This is a genomic window from Rheinheimera baltica DSM 14885 (assembly GCF_000425345.1).
GTDB classification, from domain to species: Bacteria; Pseudomonadota; Gammaproteobacteria; order Enterobacterales; family Alteromonadaceae; genus Alishewanella; species Alishewanella baltica.
The window spans coordinates 34,742-55,941 of record NZ_AUDG01000008.1; the positions used below are offsets into that span (position 1 = coordinate 34,742).

General features: G+C 43.7%; 22 protein-coding genes. 19 read left to right on the forward strand and 3 right to left on the reverse strand.

The genetic code is table 11. The features are described 5' to 3' along the window. Positions 1–155: 155 nt before the first annotated feature. Positions 156–836, reverse strand: a complete 681-nt coding sequence (locus tag H595_RS0105160) for a TorF family putative porin (RefSeq protein WP_027670244.1) — start codon at positions 834–836, stop codon at positions 156–158. 234 nt (positions 837–1,070) lie between these two features. On the opposite strand from H595_RS0105160, the gene rpe reads away from it, so the two are divergent. The 18 genes from rpe (at position 1,071) to H595_RS0105260 (ending at position 17,112) form a co-directional block, all read left to right on the forward strand. Then, a complete protein-coding gene (rpe, locus tag H595_RS0105170; RefSeq protein WP_027670246.1) occupies positions 1,071–1,745 on the forward strand; it encodes a ribulose-phosphate 3-epimerase in 675 nt (224 codons plus the stop codon). A gap of 106 nt (positions 1,746–1,851) precedes the next feature. Next, complete coding sequence (gene trpS / locus H595_RS0105175) at positions 1,852–2,856, forward strand: tryptophan--tRNA ligase (protein ID WP_027670247.1); 1,005 nt, start codon at positions 1,852–1,854, stop codon at positions 2,854–2,856. Between the two features lie 22 nt (positions 2,857–2,878). Next, complete coding sequence (locus H595_RS0105180) at positions 2,879–3,472, forward strand: anthranilate synthase component II (protein WP_027670248.1); 594 nt, start codon at positions 2,879–2,881, stop codon at positions 3,470–3,472. Between the two features lie 73 nt (positions 3,473–3,545). Then, positions 3,546–4,676, forward strand: coding sequence for an HDOD domain-containing protein (locus tag H595_RS0105185; RefSeq protein ID WP_240474832.1), 1,131 nt, complete (start codon positions 3,546–3,548; stop codon positions 4,674–4,676). 307 nt (positions 4,677–4,983) lie between these two features. After that, the gene (locus tag H595_RS0105190; RefSeq protein WP_037053738.1) at positions 4,984–6,207 is read left to right on the forward strand and encodes an aspartate aminotransferase family protein; all 1,224 of its coding nucleotides are present in this window, start codon (positions 4,984–4,986) and stop codon (positions 6,205–6,207) included. Positions 6,208–6,293: 86 nt separating this feature from the next. Next, the gene (astA, locus tag H595_RS0105195) at positions 6,294–7,310 is read left to right on the forward strand and encodes an arginine N-succinyltransferase (protein ID WP_027670251.1); all 1,017 of its coding nucleotides are present in this window, start codon (positions 6,294–6,296) and stop codon (positions 7,308–7,310) included. Positions 7,311–7,340: 30 nt separating this feature from the next. Next, positions 7,341–8,810: a succinylglutamate-semialdehyde dehydrogenase gene (gene astD, locus H595_RS0105200; RefSeq protein ID WP_027670252.1), complete on the forward strand. Its 1,470-nt coding sequence runs from the start codon at positions 7,341–7,343 to the stop codon at positions 8,808–8,810. Between the two features lie 120 nt (positions 8,811–8,930). Continuing rightward, positions 8,931–9,275: a DUF3802 family protein gene (locus tag H595_RS0105205; protein WP_027670253.1), complete on the forward strand. Its 345-nt coding sequence runs from the start codon at positions 8,931–8,933 to the stop codon at positions 9,273–9,275. 83 nt (positions 9,276–9,358) lie between these two features. Beyond that, positions 9,359–9,787 (forward strand): OsmC family protein, encoded by a 429-nt coding sequence (locus H595_RS0105210; protein ID WP_027670254.1) that lies wholly within the window; start codon positions 9,359–9,361, stop codon positions 9,785–9,787. Between the two features lie 54 nt (positions 9,788–9,841). Further along, complete coding sequence (speD, locus tag H595_RS0105215) at positions 9,842–10,651, forward strand: adenosylmethionine decarboxylase (RefSeq protein ID WP_027670255.1); 810 nt, start codon at positions 9,842–9,844, stop codon at positions 10,649–10,651. After that, complete coding sequence (dusA, locus tag H595_RS0105220; RefSeq protein WP_027670256.1) at positions 10,652–11,647, forward strand: tRNA dihydrouridine(20/20a) synthase DusA; 996 nt, start codon at positions 10,652–10,654, stop codon at positions 11,645–11,647. Positions 11,648–11,829: 182 nt separating this feature from the next. Next, complete coding sequence (locus tag H595_RS0105225) at positions 11,830–12,099, forward strand: hypothetical protein (protein ID WP_027670257.1); 270 nt, start codon at positions 11,830–11,832, stop codon at positions 12,097–12,099. Between the two features lie 3 nt (positions 12,100–12,102). Continuing rightward, on the forward strand, positions 12,103–12,228 hold the full coding sequence (locus H595_RS24675) for a hypothetical protein (RefSeq protein ID WP_276202257.1): 126 nt from the start codon (positions 12,103–12,105) through the stop codon (positions 12,226–12,228). A gap of 118 nt (positions 12,229–12,346) precedes the next feature. Further along, entirely contained in the window at positions 12,347–12,544 is a 198-nt protein-coding gene (locus tag H595_RS0105240; protein ID WP_027670258.1) for a PspC domain-containing protein, read from the forward strand. 90 nt (positions 12,545–12,634) lie between these two features. Next, positions 12,635–13,066 carry a copper chaperone PCu(A)C gene (locus H595_RS0105245; protein ID WP_027670259.1) on the forward strand — a complete coding sequence of 144 codons (432 nt, stop codon included), beginning with the start codon at positions 12,635–12,637 and terminating at the stop codon, positions 13,064–13,066. A gap of 11 nt (positions 13,067–13,077) precedes the next feature. After that, complete coding sequence (locus H595_RS0105250) at positions 13,078–14,055, forward strand: DUF2333 family protein (RefSeq protein WP_027670260.1); 978 nt, start codon at positions 13,078–13,080, stop codon at positions 14,053–14,055. A gap of 8 nt (positions 14,056–14,063) precedes the next feature. Continuing rightward, entirely contained in the window at positions 14,064–14,822 is a 759-nt protein-coding gene (locus H595_RS0105255) for a TIGR04219 family outer membrane beta-barrel protein (RefSeq protein ID WP_027670261.1), read from the forward strand. Between the two features lie 172 nt (positions 14,823–14,994). After that, entirely contained in the window at positions 14,995–17,112 is a 2,118-nt protein-coding gene (locus tag H595_RS0105260; RefSeq protein WP_027670262.1) for a response regulator, read from the forward strand. Here H595_RS0105260 and H595_RS0105265 read toward each other — a convergent pair. Beyond that, complete coding sequence (locus H595_RS0105265) at positions 17,080–17,976, reverse strand: TIGR03899 family protein (protein ID WP_027670263.1); 897 nt, start codon at positions 17,974–17,976, stop codon at positions 17,080–17,082. The genes H595_RS0105260 and H595_RS0105265 overlap by 33 nt on opposite strands. Positions 17,977–18,140: 164 nt before the next feature. Between H595_RS0105265 and H595_RS0105270 the strand changes: the two genes are divergently transcribed. Then, on the forward strand, positions 18,141–20,366 hold the full coding sequence (locus H595_RS0105270; RefSeq protein ID WP_027670264.1) for an EAL domain-containing response regulator: 2,226 nt from the start codon (positions 18,141–18,143) through the stop codon (positions 20,364–20,366). Positions 20,367–20,391: 25 nt separating this feature from the next. Here H595_RS0105270 and H595_RS0105275 read toward each other — a convergent pair whose 3' ends face one another. Further along, on the reverse strand, positions 20,392–21,165 hold the full coding sequence (locus H595_RS0105275; protein WP_027670265.1) for a divergent polysaccharide deacetylase family protein: 774 nt from the start codon (positions 21,163–21,165) through the stop codon (positions 20,392–20,394). Positions 21,166–21,200 lie beyond the last annotated feature (35 nt).

Consider the following 21,200-nt stretch of genomic DNA (forward strand, 5'->3'; position numbering starts at 1 on the left):
AAATCCATTTGCTCTTATAAAACGCTCTTATAATAAAACAATCAGCTTTTCGATACAAGCTGATTATTTATTGTTCATTCTGGTAGCATCGTTGCGAGGTTAGTATACCTAACTGGCAATGCTAGCCAGTTAGGTGGAGATATTAAAACGTTTAATTAGAAACTTTTTGATACAGCAAATATAACCCGGCTATCTGCAAGATATGAAGCATCAATGTCCGTGTCGACATAAGCCAGACTTAATGATAAGCCCATCACTTCAGTGCTCAGGCCAACACTCCAATCCAAGTAACTTGCACTGCTGTCATCATATTCATTTTGGCCAACATGAAGATCAACACTTAGATTATCTGTTAAAGCGTAACTATAACCTGCGTGTAGGTAGAAATAGTTGCCGGCATTGGCGTAGTAATCATCACTATATGCTAAGCCGAAAGTCAGGTCTTTAAAGGTTAGTGAACCGTAGAGTTCATAAAAATTAGAGCCGTCTATTGCAGCATTGGGGTAACCATAACGCATAATCCCGACGTCTGTTGACCAGTCATCGTTAAGATCTCCGCTCCAGCCAAGCATGACATCTAGTTCAAGCGTACCCTCTGCAAGAAAGTCGACATTCGAGCCCCAAACGGATACATATAAGCCTGACGTATCGGTAAGTGTTAAGCCGCCTTGTAACGCAGGAGCTTCTTCAGTTTGAGATATCCCTCTAAACGCATAGTCAGATGCAAAAGTAATATCGCCACTTAATTCTATTGCGTTAACCGTCAGACTGCTGGTTGAAAGACCGAGTAAAAACAAACTTGTCGCTATTGTTGTCGTCGATGTCGCTATTTTCATTTTATTTGCCCTTTTTCATAGTTCCCTTTCAATGGCATTCCAAGATACATGCCATTATAAATATACCTTTAATAACAGATGTATAGCGTATTGTAGTTTGTTTGTCCATTTGTAGCTGTGCTGTATTGGTGCGTTTTTGCTCAATATTTGTGCGACGTTTATTGACGCTAGTGCCGTGCTTTTGTATAGCAAATTCAGTAAAGTCTGCACTTTGCCAAACTGGGAGATAGTCATATGCAACCTTATCTAATCGCACCGTCAATATTATCAGCCGATTTTGCCCGTCTGGGAGATGACGTAGCAAAGGTGCTGAGTGCTGGCGCGGATGTTGTTCATTTTGATGTGATGGATAATCATTATGTACCTAACCTGACTATGGGCCCCATGGTATGTCGGGCGTTAAGAAATTACGGCATCACTGCCCCTATAGATGTGCATTTGATGGTCGAACCGGTAGATAGCTTAGTCCCGCAGTTTGCCGATGCTGGTGCTAGCATTATTACTTTTCATCCCGAAGCATCACGGCATATTGACCGAACTTTACAACTGATTAAAAGCCATGGTTGTCAGGCTGGTTTGGTGTTTAATCCGGCAACGCCACTTAGTTACCTTGATTATGTGCTTGATAAAGTAGATGTGGTTTTGCTGATGTCAGTAAATCCTGGATTTGGCGGGCAAAAATTTATCCCGGCTACGCTTGATAAGCTAGCTGAAGCACGGCGCATTATTGATCAGAGCGGTTTGCCAATTCGGCTGGAAATTGATGGTGGGGTGAATGTTGACAACATTGCTGAAATAGCGTCTGCGGGTGCTGATATGTTTGTGGCCGGATCAGCCATATTTAATGCGCCAGATTACAAGCACGTTATTCAGCAAATGCACCAGCAATTGGCAAAAGTAAGCGGTTAACCGGCTTTTTTACTGTTGCTGCGCATTGGTTTAGTTATAATGCAGCACTTCAGGTCGCTATGTACCGGCAAATCGTCATCAATACAATATTTAAGTGGATACAACTATGAGTATTAAGCCTATTGTGCTAAGTGGTGCACAACCATCCGGACAACTTACCATCGGTAACTATCTGGGGGCACTTCGCCAGTGGGACAAAATGCAGGACGATTATGATTGCTTGTATTGTATCGTCGACTTACACGCTATAACTGTCCGGCAAGAGCCTGCTGCGCTGCGTAGTGCGTCATTGGATAGTCTTGCTCTTTATCTGGCTTGCGGTATTGACCCAAATCGCTCAGCGGTGTTTATGCAGTCTCATGTGCCAGAGCATAGTCAATTAGCGTGGGTACTGAATTGTTACACGCAGTTTGGCGAACTAAGCCGAATGACACAGTTTAAAGATAAATCTGAAAGGCATACCCATAATGTTAATGCCGGTTTGTTTACCTATCCGGTATTAATGGCGGCAGATATACTGCTTTATCAGGCCAATCAAATCCCAGTGGGACATGATCAAAAACAACATCTTGAACTGGCACGTGATGTTGCAATGCGATTTAATGCTGTACACGGTGATATCTTTACCGTACCAGAACCTTATATCCCTCCTGTGGCTGCACGTGTAATGAGCCTGCAGGACCCCACTAAGAAAATGTCTAAATCAGACGAGAATCCCTGGAACTTTGTAGGCTTGCTGGAAGATCCGAAAATGATCAGTAAGAAGTTTAAAAAAGCCATGACTGACTCCGAAGATCCTCCACGCGTGCGTTTTGATATCGACACTAAACCCGGTGTTGCCAACCTGCTAAGTATTTTAAGCGGTGTAACGGGTAAAACCATAAACGCGCTGGAAGCGGAATACGAAGGCAAGATGTATGGTCATTTAAAGGGAGATGTCGCCGATGCAGTAATTAGCTTGCTGGAGCCGGTACAGAAATCGTTTACCGAGCTGCGGGCAGATCAGGCTACGTTAACTAAGGTAATGCGTGCTGGAGCCGATAATGCGCGTCAGCGTGCGGCCAAGACATTAGCAAAGGTTAATAATGCGGTAGGTTTTGTTGCGCCTTGAATAGATGAGTTGATAAATTCAGATGTTATTGCTGATAGATAATTACGACTCTTTTACGTACAACCTGATGCAGTATTTTGCCGCTTTAGGCCAGCAGGTTATGGTTAGGCGAAACGATGATATAAGTGTGGTGCAAATTCGCGCTTTGGCACCGGAGTATTTGGTTATTTCGCCTGGTCCGAAAACGCCAGATGATGCAGGTATATCGTTACAGGCAATTGAGTATTTTGCTGGTAAATTACCTATTCTGGGGGTTTGTCTTGGCCACCAGGCTATTGCCCAGGTATTTGGTGCTAAGGTAGAACGTGCAAGACAGGTTATGCACGGTAAAAATAGCCTGGTGCAGCATAATAATAGTTCTGTTTTTGTTGGGTTGGAAAACCCATTAAACGTTACCCGTTATCACTCTTTAGTGGTTCAACGTGAATCGTTGCCAAATGTGCTGCAGCAGACTGCATGGACCTATGATGTAGATGGGCAGCCAGATGAAATTATGGGTTTGGTACATCAGGAGTTACCCATTCATGGGGTACAATTCCACCCGGAAGCCATTTTGAGTCAGCAGGGCAAACAGCTGCTGTCCAATTTTTTACAGTGCAGTGTACCGCCTCACTAACTGTAATTTGCAGGGTTGAGTGCGCTATAATATTTTATTTAGCAAAATCTAAAGTAATTGGAATAGATTAAACGTGATAACAACTTCAGTGCCGATAGCGGATGAAATGGTGCGTCGATTTTTCGATTTATTAATCGGTGTGAACCCGGAACACAAACGACTGGGTTATCAGATCCGCACTGGCCAGTTGCATAGTGAAAGAACCTTGTTGGCTATCGAAGCTCAGGCCCAGCGGCATAGAGTTGCAGGCGCTCAGGCTAAAGCGCAACTGGCCGAATTTGCTCAAGCGCATCTGCATGATGAAGTTGCCGATGAGTTAGTGCGAAAAATGCATAACATTGAACATGTTAAGTCATCTATTTTTGATCCAACCGAGACTTTTTACCTCTTACTTGATGCACTAAGCTCAAAGGCTGTAACGGTAAATAAGCTGGACCCAATAATAGCTCAGACTCCCTGGTTGATAGAAGACCTGTTGAAGTTAGTAAATCAGCCGCAATATCGTAATCGCACTGCTTCTGGCGCGTTGGTTAAAGATGTCAAGACTGCGGTAAGATTTATTGGTGTTGAGAGCATACTGCTTATTATACCTGTGTATGCTATGAAGCGAATGATGCCTCACTCGACAGAACCGTTTACCAATCTGAAAAACCGCTTATGGGATTATTCGCTAGCAGTGGCTATTGCTGCCAAAAAGTTAGCTGAAAATAGTGCAGAGTATCCCTATGCCGCATTTTGCGTCGGCTTGTTTCATAGCTTGGGGCATATTGTCGTGACTCGAAATTATTTACGCACTTATCAGCAGGTAAAGCATACGCAGTTATTGCAAGCTCGTGACAGTCGGGATGTGCAATTGACAGACGTATTGGATTCTCTGGAACCAGACGGTAGTTTTTTATGTGAGAGCATCCAAGAGTTTTCGGCTGTGTTAAGTGCTGACATCATCTCGCGCTGGCAGTTACAATCATTACCTTTATGTCAAACCTTAGATCAACTTGCAGAAGGTGTCGGCTTTGTGGGTAGTAGTCCGCTGGCACGTTTAGTTTTACAAGCGCAAACTTATGTTCAATTGCAGAGTTTGAAACAGAATAACCAAGTTAGCGACAGCGAATGCAATCAGTGGTTCAACAGTGTGCAGTTGACAGCCGAGAGCATAAATTTATTGAATCAAGCCGACCTAAAACGGTTAGGTGTAGAAATTTAATAAAAAATAACGCCATAAACATGCAATTAATAGGTGTGGCTTTGTGCGAGTATCGTTGTGCTATAACGGACTGTCACAGCATTAAGCCCGCCTGATGGGTTGTATGGCGGTGTTTCGTTTTCTGTTGCTTACTTATTCAATTCATGTGCAAATCTATCTGCAGCCCTTGTCTTTTCTGGCTTTGCTCTGTTGTCTAGGGCAAGACAACCCACATTTTATCTGTAATAATGGCTCAACATTAACGAATAATGGTCTTACCTAATTGCTGATAATACGGCAAAACTGTGAACATGATGAGGAACTGAATATGACCGGCCAGATACAGCCAACTCGCGCTTTGTTTGATGACGTAATGGTACCTAACTATGCTCCTGCCGGCATAATACCGGTAAAAGGCAAAGGTTCCAGAGTATGGGACCAACAAGACCGCGAATACATTGATTTTGCTGGTGGTATCGCTGTAAGTAGTTTAGGTCATTGTCACCCGGCGTTAGTTTCAGCGTTGACACTGCAAGCGGAAAAAATTTGGCATTTGAGCAATGTAATGACAAATGAACCTGCGCTGAGACTAGCGAAGAAGTTGGTTGATGCGACATTCGCTGACAAAGTCTATTTTGCTAATTCTGGCGCTGAAGCAAATGAAGCTGCATTTAAGTTAGCGCGTCGCTGGGCATTAGATAAGTTTGGTGCGCAAAAAGATCAGATTATTTCATTTAGTAAAAGCTTTCATGGCCGCACGTTTTTTACCGTTACTGTCGGTGGACAAGCAGCGTATTCTGATGGATTTGGCCCCAAACCAGGCGCTGTAGTTCATGCCGAATTTAATAACCTGGACAGTGTTAAAGCGCTGATTTCAGATAAAACGTGCGCTGTGGTGCTGGAACCCATTCAGGGAGAAGGCGGCATTATCCCGGGTACGGCTGAGTTTATTCAGGGCGTGCGAGAATTGTGTAATCAACATAATGCGTTACTTATTATGGATGAAGTACAAACTGGCGTGGGTCGTACTGGTAAACTATATGCGTACATGCACTATGGTGTAACACCGGACATCTTAACCACGGCTAAATCTTTAGGCGGTGGTTTCCCGGTTGGCGCTATGTTAACAACAGCTGAAATCGCGAGTCATTTAAAAGTAGGTACGCATGGCAGTACATACGGCGGCAATCCCTTAGCCTGTGCGGTGGCAGAGGCAGTTTTTGATACCGTGAACCATGCGGATGTCATGGCGCAGGTATTAAGCAACGAACAATTATTTAGACAGCAACTTGCTGGTTTAAATGATAAATACCATGTGTTTAGTGAAATTCGCGGTCAGGGTATGCTGTTAGGAGCGGTATTAAATGAGCAGTATAAAGGCCGTTCACGTGACTTTTTTCTGGCAGCTGCAGACCACGGTTTAATGGCACTTGTTGCCGGACCAGATGTGATTCGCTTTGCACCATCATTGGTGATTACGCCAGAAGATATCATGGTTGGTATGCAGCGTTTTGAACAAGCAATTAAACAAGTTGTATCCGGTAAAGAATAAGCATAAGCAGCATTAAGACTGCATAAAATGAAGCATGGGGGCTATTTAGCCCCAAAAACTATAAAGCAAAACTGGAGTAAGCGACGATGATGGTGATTCGCCCTATCCGAGCGGATGATTACCCAGCGCTGTATGATATTGCAGTGGAGTCGGGTCATGGTTTTACATCTTTACCGGTGAACGAAGAACTGTTAATGCGTAAAATTAGCCGTTCTGAGCAATCCTTTGCAAAGGACGTAGATGCGCCTGGTGATGAGGGGTATCTGTTTGTTTTACAAGATACTCAGACCGGAGAGATTTGCGGCACTAGTGCACTGGAAGCTGCCGTGGGGCTAGATGATGCATTTTATCACTATCACCTGGGCAAAGTGGTGCATAGTTCACGTTCTTTGGGTGTATATAAGACGGTTGATATCTTAACACTATGTAATGATTACACGGGTGTTAGTGAGCTCTGCACGTTATTTTTACGCGAGAAACGCCGAGAAAAAAATAATGGCCGACTGCTGTCAAAAATGCGTTTTTTATTTTTAGCTGAGTTCGCGCAACGTTTTTCTGACAGAGTTATAGCAGAAATGCGTGGCGTGTCTAATGCTGATGGAAGCTCACCATTCTGGCAATGGTTGCAGGAACATTTTTTTAACGTTGATTTTCCAACAGCCGACTACTTAACTGGCATTGGACAAAAGGTGTTCATTGCGGAGTTAATGCCGAAGTATCCCATTTATGTTAGTTTGCTAAGTAAACAAGCGCAGGCAGTAATTGGTCATGTACATGACAAAACTAAACCCGCACTCGCGTTATTGCAATCTGAAGGTTTTTCCAGTCGGGGATATGTTGATATTTTTGATGCTGGTCCGACAGTTGAAGCACGTGTTGAACACATTCGATCAGTGCGCAATAGTCAAAGACTGCAAGTGCAAATTGGTCCGGTTATTCAAGGGCAGCCCTATTTAGTCAGCAATACCAAGCTTGCAGATTTTCGCGCTACCTGGTTAGAACTGGCTGTCAACGAACAAAGTGAGCATGTCACCATGCCAGCCGAGGTTGCCGCTGCACTGCAAGTAAGTGTGGGTGATTGGGTTAGGGTAACCCGAATTTAAGCCGGGGCAGTTATTTAACAGGGGGATTTAATGAAACATGCGGAACAATTTATAAATGGTCAGTGGTTACATGGCGAAGGTAATGTATTTAACTCGCTTGACCCGGCAAAAAACCTGCAAATTTGGCAGGGTAGCGCAGCGACAGCTAACCAAATAGATTTGGCGGTTACGAGTGCTCGTCAGGCGCAATATCACTGGTCAGGTCTAACGTTTGAACAACGTGTAGTTGTAGTAAAAAAGTTTGCTGAATTGCTAAGTGAAAACAAAGAAGCTATGGCGCTGTCAATAGCTGAGGAGACGGGTAAACCTTTATGGGAAGCGCGAACTGAAATTGGCGCAATGATTGGCAAAATTGACATCTCTGTGCGCGCTTACCAGGAACGTACCGGCAGCAAAGAAAATCCTATGCCACAGGGACGGGCTTTTATCCGACATAAGCCTCATGGCATTGTCGCGGTGTTTGGGCCTTACAACTTCCCTGGACATTTGCCAAATGGACATATCGTTCCTGCACTTTTAGCGGGCAATGCGGTATTGTTTAAACCGTCTGAATTGACACCCAAAGTAGCAGAAGATACGGTTAAGTTGTGGCAACAGGCTGGTATTCCTGCTGGCGTGTTGAGTTTATTACAAGGCGAGGTTGAAACAGGCAAGGCGATCGCCAGTCACAACGGCGTAGACGGTATTTTCTTCACCGGTAGCTCACGTACAGGCCACTATCTGCATCAGCAATTTGCTGGTCGGCCGGATAAAATCCTTGCGCTGGAAATGGGCGGTAATAACCCACTGATTGTGCAGGATGTAGCAAATATTGATGCAACTGTGCATGACATAGTGCAGTCAGCTTTTATTTCTTCAGGCCAGCGCTGTACCTGTGCCCGTAAACTGTATTTGCCGACAGGTGAACAGGGCGATGCTATTTTAGCGCGCTTACTTGAAGTCAGCCGCAATATTAAAGTGGGTTTATATGATGCTGCCGAGCAGCCGTTTATGGGCTCAATGATTTCAGTTGCTGCAGCCAAAGGTATGTTAGCTGTGCAACAACAATTAGCTGAATCAGGTGGCGAAATCTTACTGGAAATGCGCCATATCGATGAAAGTACAGCCTTGGTTAGCCCGGGTATTGTTGAGTGTACAGCGATTGCAAACTTTCCGGATGATGAACATTTTGGCCCATTGCTAAAAGTATTCCGCTTCACTGACTTTGATCAGGCTATTGATAGTGCGAACAGCACCCAATTTGGTTTGTCTGCAGGGTTGTTAAGTGACAGCGCTGATCTGTATCAGCATTTTTTCCGTCGCATCCGTGCTGGCATTGTAAATTGGAACCGTCCTATCACAGGTGCAAGCTCAGCAGCACCATTTGGCGGGATTGGCGCCAGTGGCAACCATCGTGCCAGTGCATACTATGCGGCTGATTATTGCGCCTACCCTGTAGCATCTGTGGAACTGGAGCAGGTTGTGATGCCGGAGCAGCTATCCCCTGGCTTGAGTTTTTAGTCAATTAGAAAATAAATATGGTCGGGGCTAAGGCCCCGATTTGTTTTCTACGCCAGATTTTGCTTAAATAACTAAAACTTATTGGTGTTTTTTGCCAGCAGCTCAGGTGCATAGCAACTTATGGTCACAGACAAACCCGGATACGAGCATTTGATCCAGTTTCTGACTGAACATTTAGCGTTGTTTGAAACGGCCAGTAGTGCAGACGGAAAAACCATAGGCGAGTTGCTTGAAGAATCCATTGCCGAGCAGATTATTACATTGTGCACCCAACATACCTCCTTAGAAATGAACCATCGCAGTATGATTATCCGTGAAGTAGATGGCATTATGTATGATTTTCAGGAAGTGCTATCCAGTGTTTTGGAGAAAAATGCCACTACGCAACAAGCTGAACTTATCAACGAAATCTCTCTGTTAATCAAAAACCTGTTCGACACCGCTATAGCGGACTTACTAGATTAGACATAATTCGACTACAAATGTGCTAGATACCTGCGTGGCTTTTACGTAGAATAACGGCCTTATTTTTCAGGCTGGGGTTTGTAATGGAAGCAAAGGTCAAATGGCACGCTAACAACACCTTTATCGGGCACTCAGGCAGTGGCCACTCAGTGGTGTTTGATGGAAATAAAGAAGGCAGTTGTGCACCCAGTCCCATGGAAATGGTATTAATGGCAGCAGGAGCCTGCTCCTCAGTAGACGTTGTGAGTATCCTGAAAAAATCCCGTCAACAAGTCGTCGACTGTGAAGTAAAGCTCAGCGGCGAACGTGCAGAAACAATCCCTAAGGTATTTACCAAAATACATCTTCATTTTGAGGTGACGGGATTTAATCTGAATGAAAAACAGGTAGAGCGCGCTGTGCAGTTGTCTGCTGACAAATACTGTTCAGTGTCAATTATGTTATCGGGCAGTGTAACGGTAACGCATTCATACAGTGTAAAAGCGTCGGAATTATCACCGACAGCAGAATAACAGTGAATATTTAGTTTATAACCGGTGATCGGTTTTTTGCGGAGAAAATGTTAAGTGGTTAAGCCTTTTGAAAAATTGAAACTACACGGGTTCAATAACCTGACAAAAAGTCTGAGTTTCAGTCTTTATGACATTTGCTATGCTAAAACTGAGCAGCACCGTCAGGAATATATCGAATATATCGATGAGCAATACAATGCCGACCGTTTAACCGACATTCTAACCGAGGTCACCGATATTATCGGCGCCAATATTCTGAATGTGGCACGGCAGGATTACGACCCTCAAGGGGCCAGCGTCACTATTTTGGTTAGCGAAGAGCCGGTATTAGTTGACCCTGACAATTCCGAGAATCCGGGGCCAAGGCCTGACGCAGTTGTCGCTCATCTTGATAAAAGCCATATTTGTGTACATACCTACCCGGAAATTCACCCGCACGATGGTATCTGTACTTTTAGAGCTGATATTGAGGTTTCTACCTGCGGTATTATATCGCCACTTAAAGCACTTAACTTCCTGATCCACAGCTTTGAATCAGACATAGTAACTGTCGATTACCGCGTACGCGGGTTTACTCGCGATATCAGCGGCACTAAACACTATATTGATCATCCGATTACCTCCATTCAGAACTTTATGGACGCAGACACTAAGCGTGCATTCCAGATGATCGATGTAAATGTGTATCAGGAAAACCTGTTCCATACAAAGATGATGTTAAAAGAGGCTGATCTGAACAACTATTTGTTTGGTATGGGCACAGACTCTATGACTGACGAAGAGCAAAAAACAATCAGCAAAAAAGTGTTTCGTGAAATGCGTGAAATCTTCTATGGCCGTAATTTACCTGATATGAAGCAATAGATGACTACCCCTGGGTTTATTGACCACAAGTTTTCTGTTGCGCCAATGCTGGATTGGACCGATAAGCATTGCCGCTATTTTCATCGCTTGCTTAGCCAGCATGCCGTGCTCTATACCGAAATGGTGACGACCGGCGCTATTATTCATGGTAGCGGTGATTATCTTGACTTCAATACTGAAGAGCATCCGGTGGTATTGCAACTAGGCGGCTCTAATGCTGCTGATATGGCACACTGTGCCAAACTGGCACAGCTGCGTGGCTACGATGCCGTTAATATTAATGTAGGTTGCCCGTCAGATAGAGTGCAAAATGGTATGTTCGGTGCCTGCTTGATGGCGCAGCCATCACTCGTGGCTGACTGCATTAAAGCTATGCAAGACGTGGTTAGTATTCCGGTAACGGTGAAAACCCGTATTGGAATTGATGATTCTGATGACTATCAGTTTTTACAGGATTTTGTCCAGACAATAGCTGATGCAGGTTGTCAGCAACTTATTGTACATGCCCGCAAAGCATGGCTGAAAGGCTTAAGCCCAAAAGAAAACCGAGAAGTACCTCCTTTAAATTATGAAAGGGTGCATCAGTTAAAGTATGAGTTTCCCCAGCTCAATATCAGCCTTAATGGTGGCGTGAAAACGCTGCAACAGGCAAAAGAACAATTGCTCTTTCTAGATGGTGTTATGGTAGGGCGAGAAGCCTATACCAACCCGATGCTACTCAGTGACGTTGATCAGCTAATTTATGGTAAGCCTGATGTTGGGCGAACTCCTCAGCAGGTTGTGATGGACATGTTGCCTTACATCGAGCGTCAAATGTCACATGGTGCAAGATTTTGGCACATAGCGCGTCATATGCTTGGTTTGTTTCAGGGGCTGCCTGGTGCCAGACAATGGCGACGTTTGCTCAGTGAGCAAGGGCATTTTGCCGATGCCAAGCCAGAGCTTTTATTGCAGGCTTTAGCCAAAATAAAACCCGTTGCAGAATTGACCAATTGATTAGCTAATTACACTAATATTTGGTTTTATTTAAAGGCGAGCGTTGGGGATAATGCTCGCCTTTTTTTATTGTTTTTATATATCAATCACTTACTGATTTTTGGTTGGTTGGCACACCTCTTGAAACATTTCTTGAAATAGTAACGCTGTAACCCAGGTTAATGACATTCAAGGAAACGATAATGAACACTCTAACCGCTGTAGTAGCCATTGCTACACTGACGACAGGTATTTACAGTAACGATGTTGCTGCAAAGACGGTTTCGGAACAAATACGAGCTGATATTGAAATACAATTGACTGAATTGCATCAGGATACTCAGCGACAAACAAAAATGGCGATGACTAAAAGTAGTATTGATTTGCTCGCTATGCTGACTGCTGAACAAGACGTTGCCGCTGCAATATTTGCAACGAAAACGATTCGTACATCAAATAGTATGGCTGATTAAATTATGTCTTTATATTCAAACTGGTTACTACTGATTTACCTAAGCCCGGTGTTAAGCATTATTCCCGTTATGCTGTTGTGGCAAACCATGTCACCAATGGCCACACTTTGGCATAAATGGCGTGTTTAGCAGGGGAAAGATGATGATATGGATGCAGACTGAATTAATCGCATTTGGCATGTTCAGCATTGAAATGCTTATAACAAAGTTAATTTATCGCAAATCAGAGTTATTGGGAGACTAAAAAATGGCTACTTATGATACAGACCGTTGGTATTGTGCTCGAGCTTACCGCAAAGTGTTTGGAGTTTGCGCTGGTTTTGCTGGTTATTATCAACAACCACGCTGGTTGATCAGGGCATTAGCGGTGCTACTGTTGATTACAATACCGGTGGCAACGATTGTGGCTTATTTAGTTGCTGCGGTGATTTTGCCTGACCGATGATACTCATACGGCGCATTTGCTGAAGGTTACAGGCTGTGAACCAGTGTAAACTGGTGTAAGATAAAGCTGTGACTTGTAAGGAGAAATAAAATGCGATGTTTATTTATGGCCTTGTTGCTGCTAAGTGCGCAAGGATACGCTGCAGACAATACCATGCTCAGCATCGAGCAAGGTGAAATACGTCAACCCATGCCCGGCCGCACGGTCACAGTTGGATATTTTACCTTATACAATGCATCAAGTCAGGCAGCCAGCCTGATCAACGTGAGTTCCCCTGCCTTTTCTCGCGCTGAGTTACATCAGCATAGCCATAAAGATGGCATGATGCGTATGGAACAAATAGACACAATAGACGTACCTGCAAACGGCAGTATTACTTTGGCACCCGGTGGACTGCATCTGATGTTGTTTGAGCCAACAACAACATTAGAACCTGGTCAATTGGTTGATGTAGTGTTGCATTTCGCGGATGAGCAGCAACTGGCTTTGTCGTTGCCAGTGGTTGCAATGCCAAAACGTTAAAGGATAGCAATATGTTTAGTACCAGACTGATGGGTTCTGCGGTTGCAGTGCTCTTTATACTACTTTACCTCACTGGCTGGTGGGTGAGTCGCGAGCCTGCAATGTTGGTTGATGAAATTGATCAAAGCCGACAACAGTTGGGTGATTCCGCTATTGTTGGATACAACACTACAACTGCGTTGATTCGGGTAAGCGAAACCTTGCTGGATAAAAATGGTGGCTACTTATCGAATGACGTTATGCCGCCATTTGTTCTCTTAGATAATATGCCTGCTTGGGAACTGGGTGTACTTGAAATGTCTCGCGATTTAGCACTTGCTCTGCGCAAAGATCTTAGTCGATCACAATCGCAGTCTACCGAAAATGAGTTTTTAAAAGTTGCTCAACCGATGTTTAATATTGATCACAGTAGCTGGGCTATTCCAAGTGCTGAATCTGAGTACCGTAAGGCTATAGCACAGTTGTATTTGTACCGTTCTGAGTTGATGGATCCAGCGCGGCCTGACAGCCAGTTTTATGCTCGGGCGGATAACTTGCGGGATTGGTTAAAAGCAGTTGAAAAGCGCCTAGGAAGTTATTCTCAACGCTTGAGTGCCAGTGTTGGTCAAGATAGGCTGAATACTGACTTGGCTGGCGACGCGACGGCTCGACAATCTACGTTAACGCCAGCCAATATGATGATTAAAACCAGTTGGTGGAAGCTCGATGACGAGTTTTACGAAGCGCGGGGAGCGAGCTGGGCGTTGTTACATTTCTTAAAAGCCGTGGAAGTTGATTTTGCTGATGTGCTGGAGCGCAAGAATGCAATGGTAAGCCTTCGGCAGATTATTCGTGAGCTTGAAGCTACCCAACAAGCTGTTTGGAGTCCAATGATACTGAACGGCAGTGGTTTTGGACTAATGGCTAATCATAGCTTGGTAATGGCGAACTACATATCCAGGGCGAATGCAGCACTGATAGACCTGTCTGAACTATTAACACAAGGGTAAATATACGCATGAAGAAAACAGTACTGTGGCTATCGCTAAGTAGCGTGTTGTTTAGTGGTGTTGCCACGGCAGATACGCTGCTTGGTCTTTATCTTGGCGCTGATGGCTGGCGCACATCTACAACAGGTCGTTTCGCGGATACTGAGCAACTGCAAGATTTTAACTTTGCGGATAAAACACAATCGTCGTTTTATCTTGCTTTTGAACATCCTGTTCCCTTAGTACCCAATATACGCATACAACGGAATGATTTGACTTCATCAGGTGCGACACAACTGGATGTAAATTTTAGTTTTGCCGGTGAGCAATTTGCGCAGGGAAGTCAGATAAACAATCACATTGATTTTACCAGCACAGATTATGTGTTGTATTACGAGGTTTTGGACAACGATTTAATTAGCATTGATTTAGGTGTTAGCGCTAAACATCTTGATGGTACTGTCGCTATAAAGGAACAGGGTACCAGCGATGTTATGGCTACAGAGGACATTTCGACACTGTTGCCAATGTTATACAGTTCAGTTCATATAGGGTTGCCGCTAACAGGGTTAGATCTGTTTGCTCAGGGTAGTTTTGTGTCATACGATGGTAGTCGCCTTTACGATATGCAGGCCGGTATTGCTTATACTTTAATAGATAATATTGCTGTTGATCTGCGACTAAAAACCGGATACAGAGCTGTTAATTTGCAGCTTGATAACATAGATGATGTTTATGCCGACCTCGATTTTAGCGGTGTTTTTGCTGGAATAGAATTACATTTTTAAACTATGGCATGGTGAGGCTTTGCCGCACCATGCCTAGTGTTATTCTGTTGTTGTTAGCTTGTTACCCCAATGGAATAGTTTTATAGTTATTACAATGATATTGAGCTAGGGTGCTATTTTGGTAAATCTTTTCAAACCGTTAATCTTGCCCTGGCTATTGACTCTTTTCGTAATGATGTTGTTTACCGGTCTTTGGTATCACTTTGATAGTAAAGCCCAGCAACGCTTGCAATTAGAACAAGTTACTGCAACGCTTCAATTGAGTATTCGTCCCTTACTCAACAACAATGATGCTGACTTAGTTAGAGCACAATTAAACCTCATGCGTTTTGTCAGTGCCTTGCCATTGCGGTCAATTGCTGTTTATAGTCGTGAGCATCGCTTAGAGTTATCGACTGAGTTACCAGACAGCCTGAAACATTTTTCACCAGAAAAACCCGTCTCAGATTTTTCGATGCAACCTTTTGATGAAGGTGTTCTGGTATTAAAGCCCTTTTCCAATACTACTAAATGGCCTGATCTTGGTGAGTCAGCAATACCTGACCAATATTATTTATTGTTACTGTTTGAAAAAGTTACGTCACATAGTGTGTGGCTGATCCCAGTTATTTTAATGGGCGTGCTTGGTGGCATTGTGTTGATATTGTTTCAAAATAATTTGGCACAACTGTTCCAGCGGCAGCATACCGACGTTAGTTTATTGGTGCATAAGCTGAGTCAGTTACGCGGTGGGCAGAATAATGTTAACGTTAATGAAGATTTAGTACCTGAACTCGCAGCTCTTAAGCCTGCCATCAACGCATTGGCCGCCTATCATCAGGATACCGTTTTTGCTGCAAAGCAGCTATCTGAGCAGCAGCAGCAGAAGATCGATAACGCTGAACAGGAAAATGTGTTGTTGCAACAGCAATATCTTTCGGTGCAACAACAAAATGTTGCCATCCAGCAAACTGTGCAAAATAGACTGCAGGTGCTTATGCAACTGCAGCAACAGCAGGCAGAGCTTGAGTATAGTGACTATCTCCAAGCACTAAATGCACAGCTTGAGTTATTTCAATTGGAGTTTGCCAGCCAAGGTGTGGTTAATAACCGTTTGAAACTAACAGATTTTGTTTATGAATTGTTGCCTAAATTAACGGCTTGGTCTAATGATAAACACATTGAGCTACAAATTTTTGAAGGCGCGGATAATTTACGTTATCAAGTTGAGGTGCCGGAGCAACCACTGGCATTGTTACTGCAGTCACTGATGCAAATTGCTAGTAGAGCCCCGGGTATAACAGAACTGATACTCAGAGTTGAACTCAACGTCGTCGGCCTCAATGCCACTTTACATATTAGTATAACGGGTAGTGGAGAGGGTATTACAGCGCGCACACGGCAGCTTTTAACGGGTAACGATACCAGACCGTTACAATGGCACGAAAGTGATATTGGTTTTTTTATCGTATCAAAACGTCTACTTAATGCTGAGTTGAGCATACAGTCTCTGGAAGGCCTTGGCTGTACTATCGCGTTAAGTTTGCCGATATCTACTGTTCAGCTAGATGCACCAATACCCGTTAAAAGAGCATTATATTTTGGCAGCCAGCACGGCGATTTGACTGAGCGGACTCGCGCTATTGAGCCATTAGTCAGTAGTATTTTGAAATGCAGTGACATTGCTGATTTTTCATTGAAATATAATAAATTGGCTTTTGATTTTGCATTGGTATTACTGCCTGAACCTGCAGATTTAATGCAGTGGCGTACACTTTTAGATGAGTTACGTGAACACTGCCCCCTCTATTGTTATGCATTGCCATCGCAAATAGCAGTATGGCGCGAAGCGCTGCAACAAACGGTGTATCAAACTCCATTCTGCTTAGGATCTATCCAACCTTCTACAACTCGGGAAGAAAAGCAACCTCGTTTACTGGTAGTAGACGACAACACCACCAATTTATCTTTTGTACAGGTATTGTTAAAAGATCACCCCATTGAACTGCACACTGCCAGTTGCGGCACCGCTGCTTTGCAGATGTGTCAACAACGTAATTTCGATGTTGTTTTACTGGATATCCAACTCCCCGATATCTCTGGCACTGAAGTTGCTCGTCGGCTTCGGCAGTTATCTGAGTATCAAACTACGCCTATTCTGGCTTTTACGGCTCATGCCTTGGAAGAGGAAATGCATAGTTTTTTACAAGCCGGTATGAACGATGTAATTATAAAACCGTTGGATGTGGCAAAACTTTCACAGATATTGGAATGGTGCTCAAGGAGCAAAACGAATGATGTTAACCAATAGCTGTTTAAGTGCTTCGACATATTGCTGATTAGGTTGTGCATTCAAAAGTGGCAGAAGCTCCGCGCCACTGGCAGTGTATTTATAGTACTGTAGCACGACATCTTTACTGCAGACAGTGCCATTCATACTAAGTTGCTGGTATTGCCAGTTAAGCTGCTGTCCAGCAGGCAAGGTACCACTTTCAATTTCAGAGCTGTGCAAAAGACCAATATCCATCAAACTTAATATTTGCGGATATGACAGTCCGAACTGATTAAGATTAACCACCGCCCGACTGCGACCGGTCAGTAGGCGCCAAAGTGAAGGTCGGCTAATATAACCGAAATAAATGCGGGCACTGGGATCCTGACGTGTGCGACAACTCAAATTCGCTGCTTGTTGCAGTGCCATAGCCTCTTTGTAGCTCATGCGTTTTAATGTATGTAATGTTTTCAACGAAAATTTGCCTGGAGTGGCAATTTCACCAGCAAGAATTTTGGCCCACAGGTGCTGCATGTTAGTATTAGATATGTCTAAAATGAGATCACAAAATTGCTGAAACCAATCAGGATCGACATCTTGTGCGGAGACACTTTCAGGGCAGTACTCCAAAGCCTGCGCCATGATCCGTTCCAAATTATGTTGTTGGCGTTCACGTTGCATCTGTAAGCGTCGCTCTGCACGCTGATTGATATTTAAGCTGGCAGAATTGAAAATCGCACCCGAGCGTGCAGCAAGTTGTTGGTGTTTGTCGCTAAATTGGCTCTGATCTTGTGTGTTATTGGTACTTTCAATGTCTTTTGATGTTGATATTCCTGCACCAAACTGAGTTTTGGCAAGCTGCAATAAGCGTTGTTGCGCGCTTAATGAATTGACTTTAACCATGACAATATTCACTTCGCCAGAATAGTTTAACGCTATCTTGGCATCTCAGAAATCTTGCAGCAAGTTATACAGATACACTTTGTTCAAAATAAAATCTGTTATAACTTACTCTTATGTAAAAGATGCATGTATATTTAAGCGGAATCATTTAATAAGGCTGAATAATGGTGTCAAAAGAAACAGATGACGATTTTCTGTTTTTAGCAGAAGACGAACCAGCTGCACCAGTAAATGAACAGACACTGGGTGAATGGCATTTGCTTATCGTTGACGATGATGAAGAAATTCATACCGTGACTAAACTGGCATTGAGTGACCTGACTGTTTTGGGCAGACGGCTGGTGTTTCATCATGCATATAGTGGTAAGGAAGCGGTCGAGTTTTTGCGGCATAACCCAGAAACAGCCTTAGTATTGCTCGATGTAGTGATGGAAACAGATGATGCTGGACTTCGTGTGGTGCAGCGAATTCGTGACGAACTGATGATGGACGAGTTACGCATCGTACTACGTACTGGCCAACCGGGATATGCGCCGGAAGAAAATGTCATCAAAGAATATGACATTAATGATTACAAAACTAAAACTGAACTTACCCGAAGTAAGTTGGTGACCTCAATTATTGCGTCATTGCGGTCTTATCAGCAGATCCGTACGATCAACCAAAGCCGCAGAGGCTTACAGAAAATTATTAATGCCGGAGCGAATCTGCTTGAGCAGCACTCGTTACACGAGTTCTCTGAAGGCGTTGTAACACAGATATCGTCACTCATTGGCTTGCACGCCGAAGGCGTGCTATGTGCTCAGATTGAGGATGATGGTAGTGCCAGTGAGAATATTTATGTATTAGGTGCTGCTGGTAATTATGCCCCTTACATTAAGTGCCAGCTTGACCGGCTAGATAATGAACGTATTGTTGAACAGATTTCAAAATGTTTAACGACACGTCAGCATTTGTTTACCGACAAAGATACGGTGTTGTATCTTGGCAATGAAACGCATTCTGCTGCGGTCTATATTGAGACAAACCGTCCAATTGACGCGCTTGATCGTCAATTAATAGAGGTGTTTCTCAGCAATATTTCAATAGGTTATGAAAACGTTACATTGTTTCAGCAACTTAAACATGCAGCCTATATTGACCCTCTGACAAAGACGCCTAACAGAAACGAGTTTATTCAGATCTTGCAGGACACAAAACGGTATGAGGCTGAAAATAACGTCGCAGTTTTGATTGATATAAACCATTTCTCTGATGTGAACGATGGTTTAGGTCAAGATGTGGGTAATGAATTACTGATTGCAGTCACATTTCGGCTGATAGAGCATTTTGGTGTTACCGCGCAATTGGGACGAATTGGCGCTGATGTTTTTGGTTTGGTCGGGCCCGAAAGTGAACTTACACCCGAACGTTTGCAAGCCGTTTTTAATCAACCCTTTCATGCTTCAGAGCATGCTTTGCAGGTGGACGCCACTTTTGGTCTGTGTCGGTTAATCGACACAGCGACGCAGGGGCTGACTATATTAAAGCATGTTTACATTGCACTGAATAAGGCTAAAAAACAGATTGGCACTAATTATCAGTATTATATAGCGGATATGGAAGAGGAGATGGCGGAGCGCTTGGCGTTACTGCGCATGTTACGTCAGGATTTTTCGAATGATCGGCTTGAGTTATGGTATCAGCCTCAGGTGTCGTTGAAAAATCATCAGGTCGTTGGTATGGAAGCCTTACTTCGATGGCCGCAAGCAAATGGGCAGTTTATTTCGCCAGCAGTGTTTATTCCTCTTGCAGAATACTCAGGTCTGATTGTTGAGATCGGTAGCTGGGTGCTTGAGCAAGCCTGTATACAAGTTAAAAAACTTGAACAGCAAGGTTTTAGCGAGCTTCGTATTGCCGTCAATGTTTCCATGCCGCAGTTTAGGAATCATGGCTTTGTACAGTCGGTAATTGACTGTGTAAATCGTTATCAAGTCAGGCCTGCATCACTTGAACTGGAAATTACAGAGTCTGTTGTGATGGATGAACCTAAGATTGTTATTGAAGCACTGCAAAAATTGAAAAGCTTTGGTATTAAAGTGGCTATAGATGATTTTGGCATTGGTTTTTCATCGCTCAGTTACCTGCAACAACTGCCATTAGACCGGATTAAAGTTGATCGGGCGTTTATACGAGATATTAATCAGGCTGCTGGAGAAGTTATTGCTGAAACCATTATAAGTCTGGGCAAGCGTTTACATCTCTCTACTATTGCAGAAGGTGTTGAGACAAAAGAGCAAGAGCAGGCAGTAAAAGCGATGGGGTGTGATGAAGTTCAAGGCTTTATGTATGCCAAGCCTATGCCGCCTGATGAGCTACTATTATTTCTGCAACAACAGAAAAGAGACTAGAAAAAACCTGCCGTTGGCAGGTTTTTTATTGCGGTGCAGATACCGCTGGTGCTGTGAACCCTGCAGCCACAACATCATGATGTTGCGGCAGCAATTGGGTAATGCCTACCAGCACAATACCTTGCTCTTTAAGCTTCGGCAGATTTTTTCGTAGGAACTTATAGGTTTCCGGATACGGGTGGGCAATTGCTATAGCACTTTGACGTTTTTTTGCGATACGCAGTAAAGTGTCAAACTGCTTAGCTATAGCCGTTTCATCTTGAACGTTGTCTAGAAATACTTGACGACTTAAATTTGTCACACCAAATTGACGGGCATATTTTCCCGCTTTGCTATGTGCGGTTGTGAGGCTATCAACGAAAAATAAATGTCTTTTGCTTAAATACTCCATCGTCCAGGCCATGGGTTGTTCTTGCTCGGTGTAAAAGCTGCCCATATGATTATTTATCCCCACCGCATACGGAATATCTGCCAAAGCTAATTGCAGCGTTTTATGTACCTGTTGCTTAGACATGTCACTAGTTAATGCCCCAAGTCCGGGCTTTCTGTCATTGGCGGGTTGCATCGGCATATGTAACATTACATCTTTATGCAACTGAAACGCGTGACGGGCCGCACGTTGGCCATAAGGAGTGTGTGGTAGTACTGCAAATGTAAGGGCAAATGGCAAGTCTATAAGCTCTAAATCAGCTTTTTGATAGCCAATGTCATCGATAATAATGGCGATGCGTGGTGTGTCTGCCATCGCTTGTGTAGCCAATATTAGCAGACTAAGACTAAGTGTAAGTAATTGTCGCACGTTATTATTATTCTCTTGTGTGCCAAATTGGATTT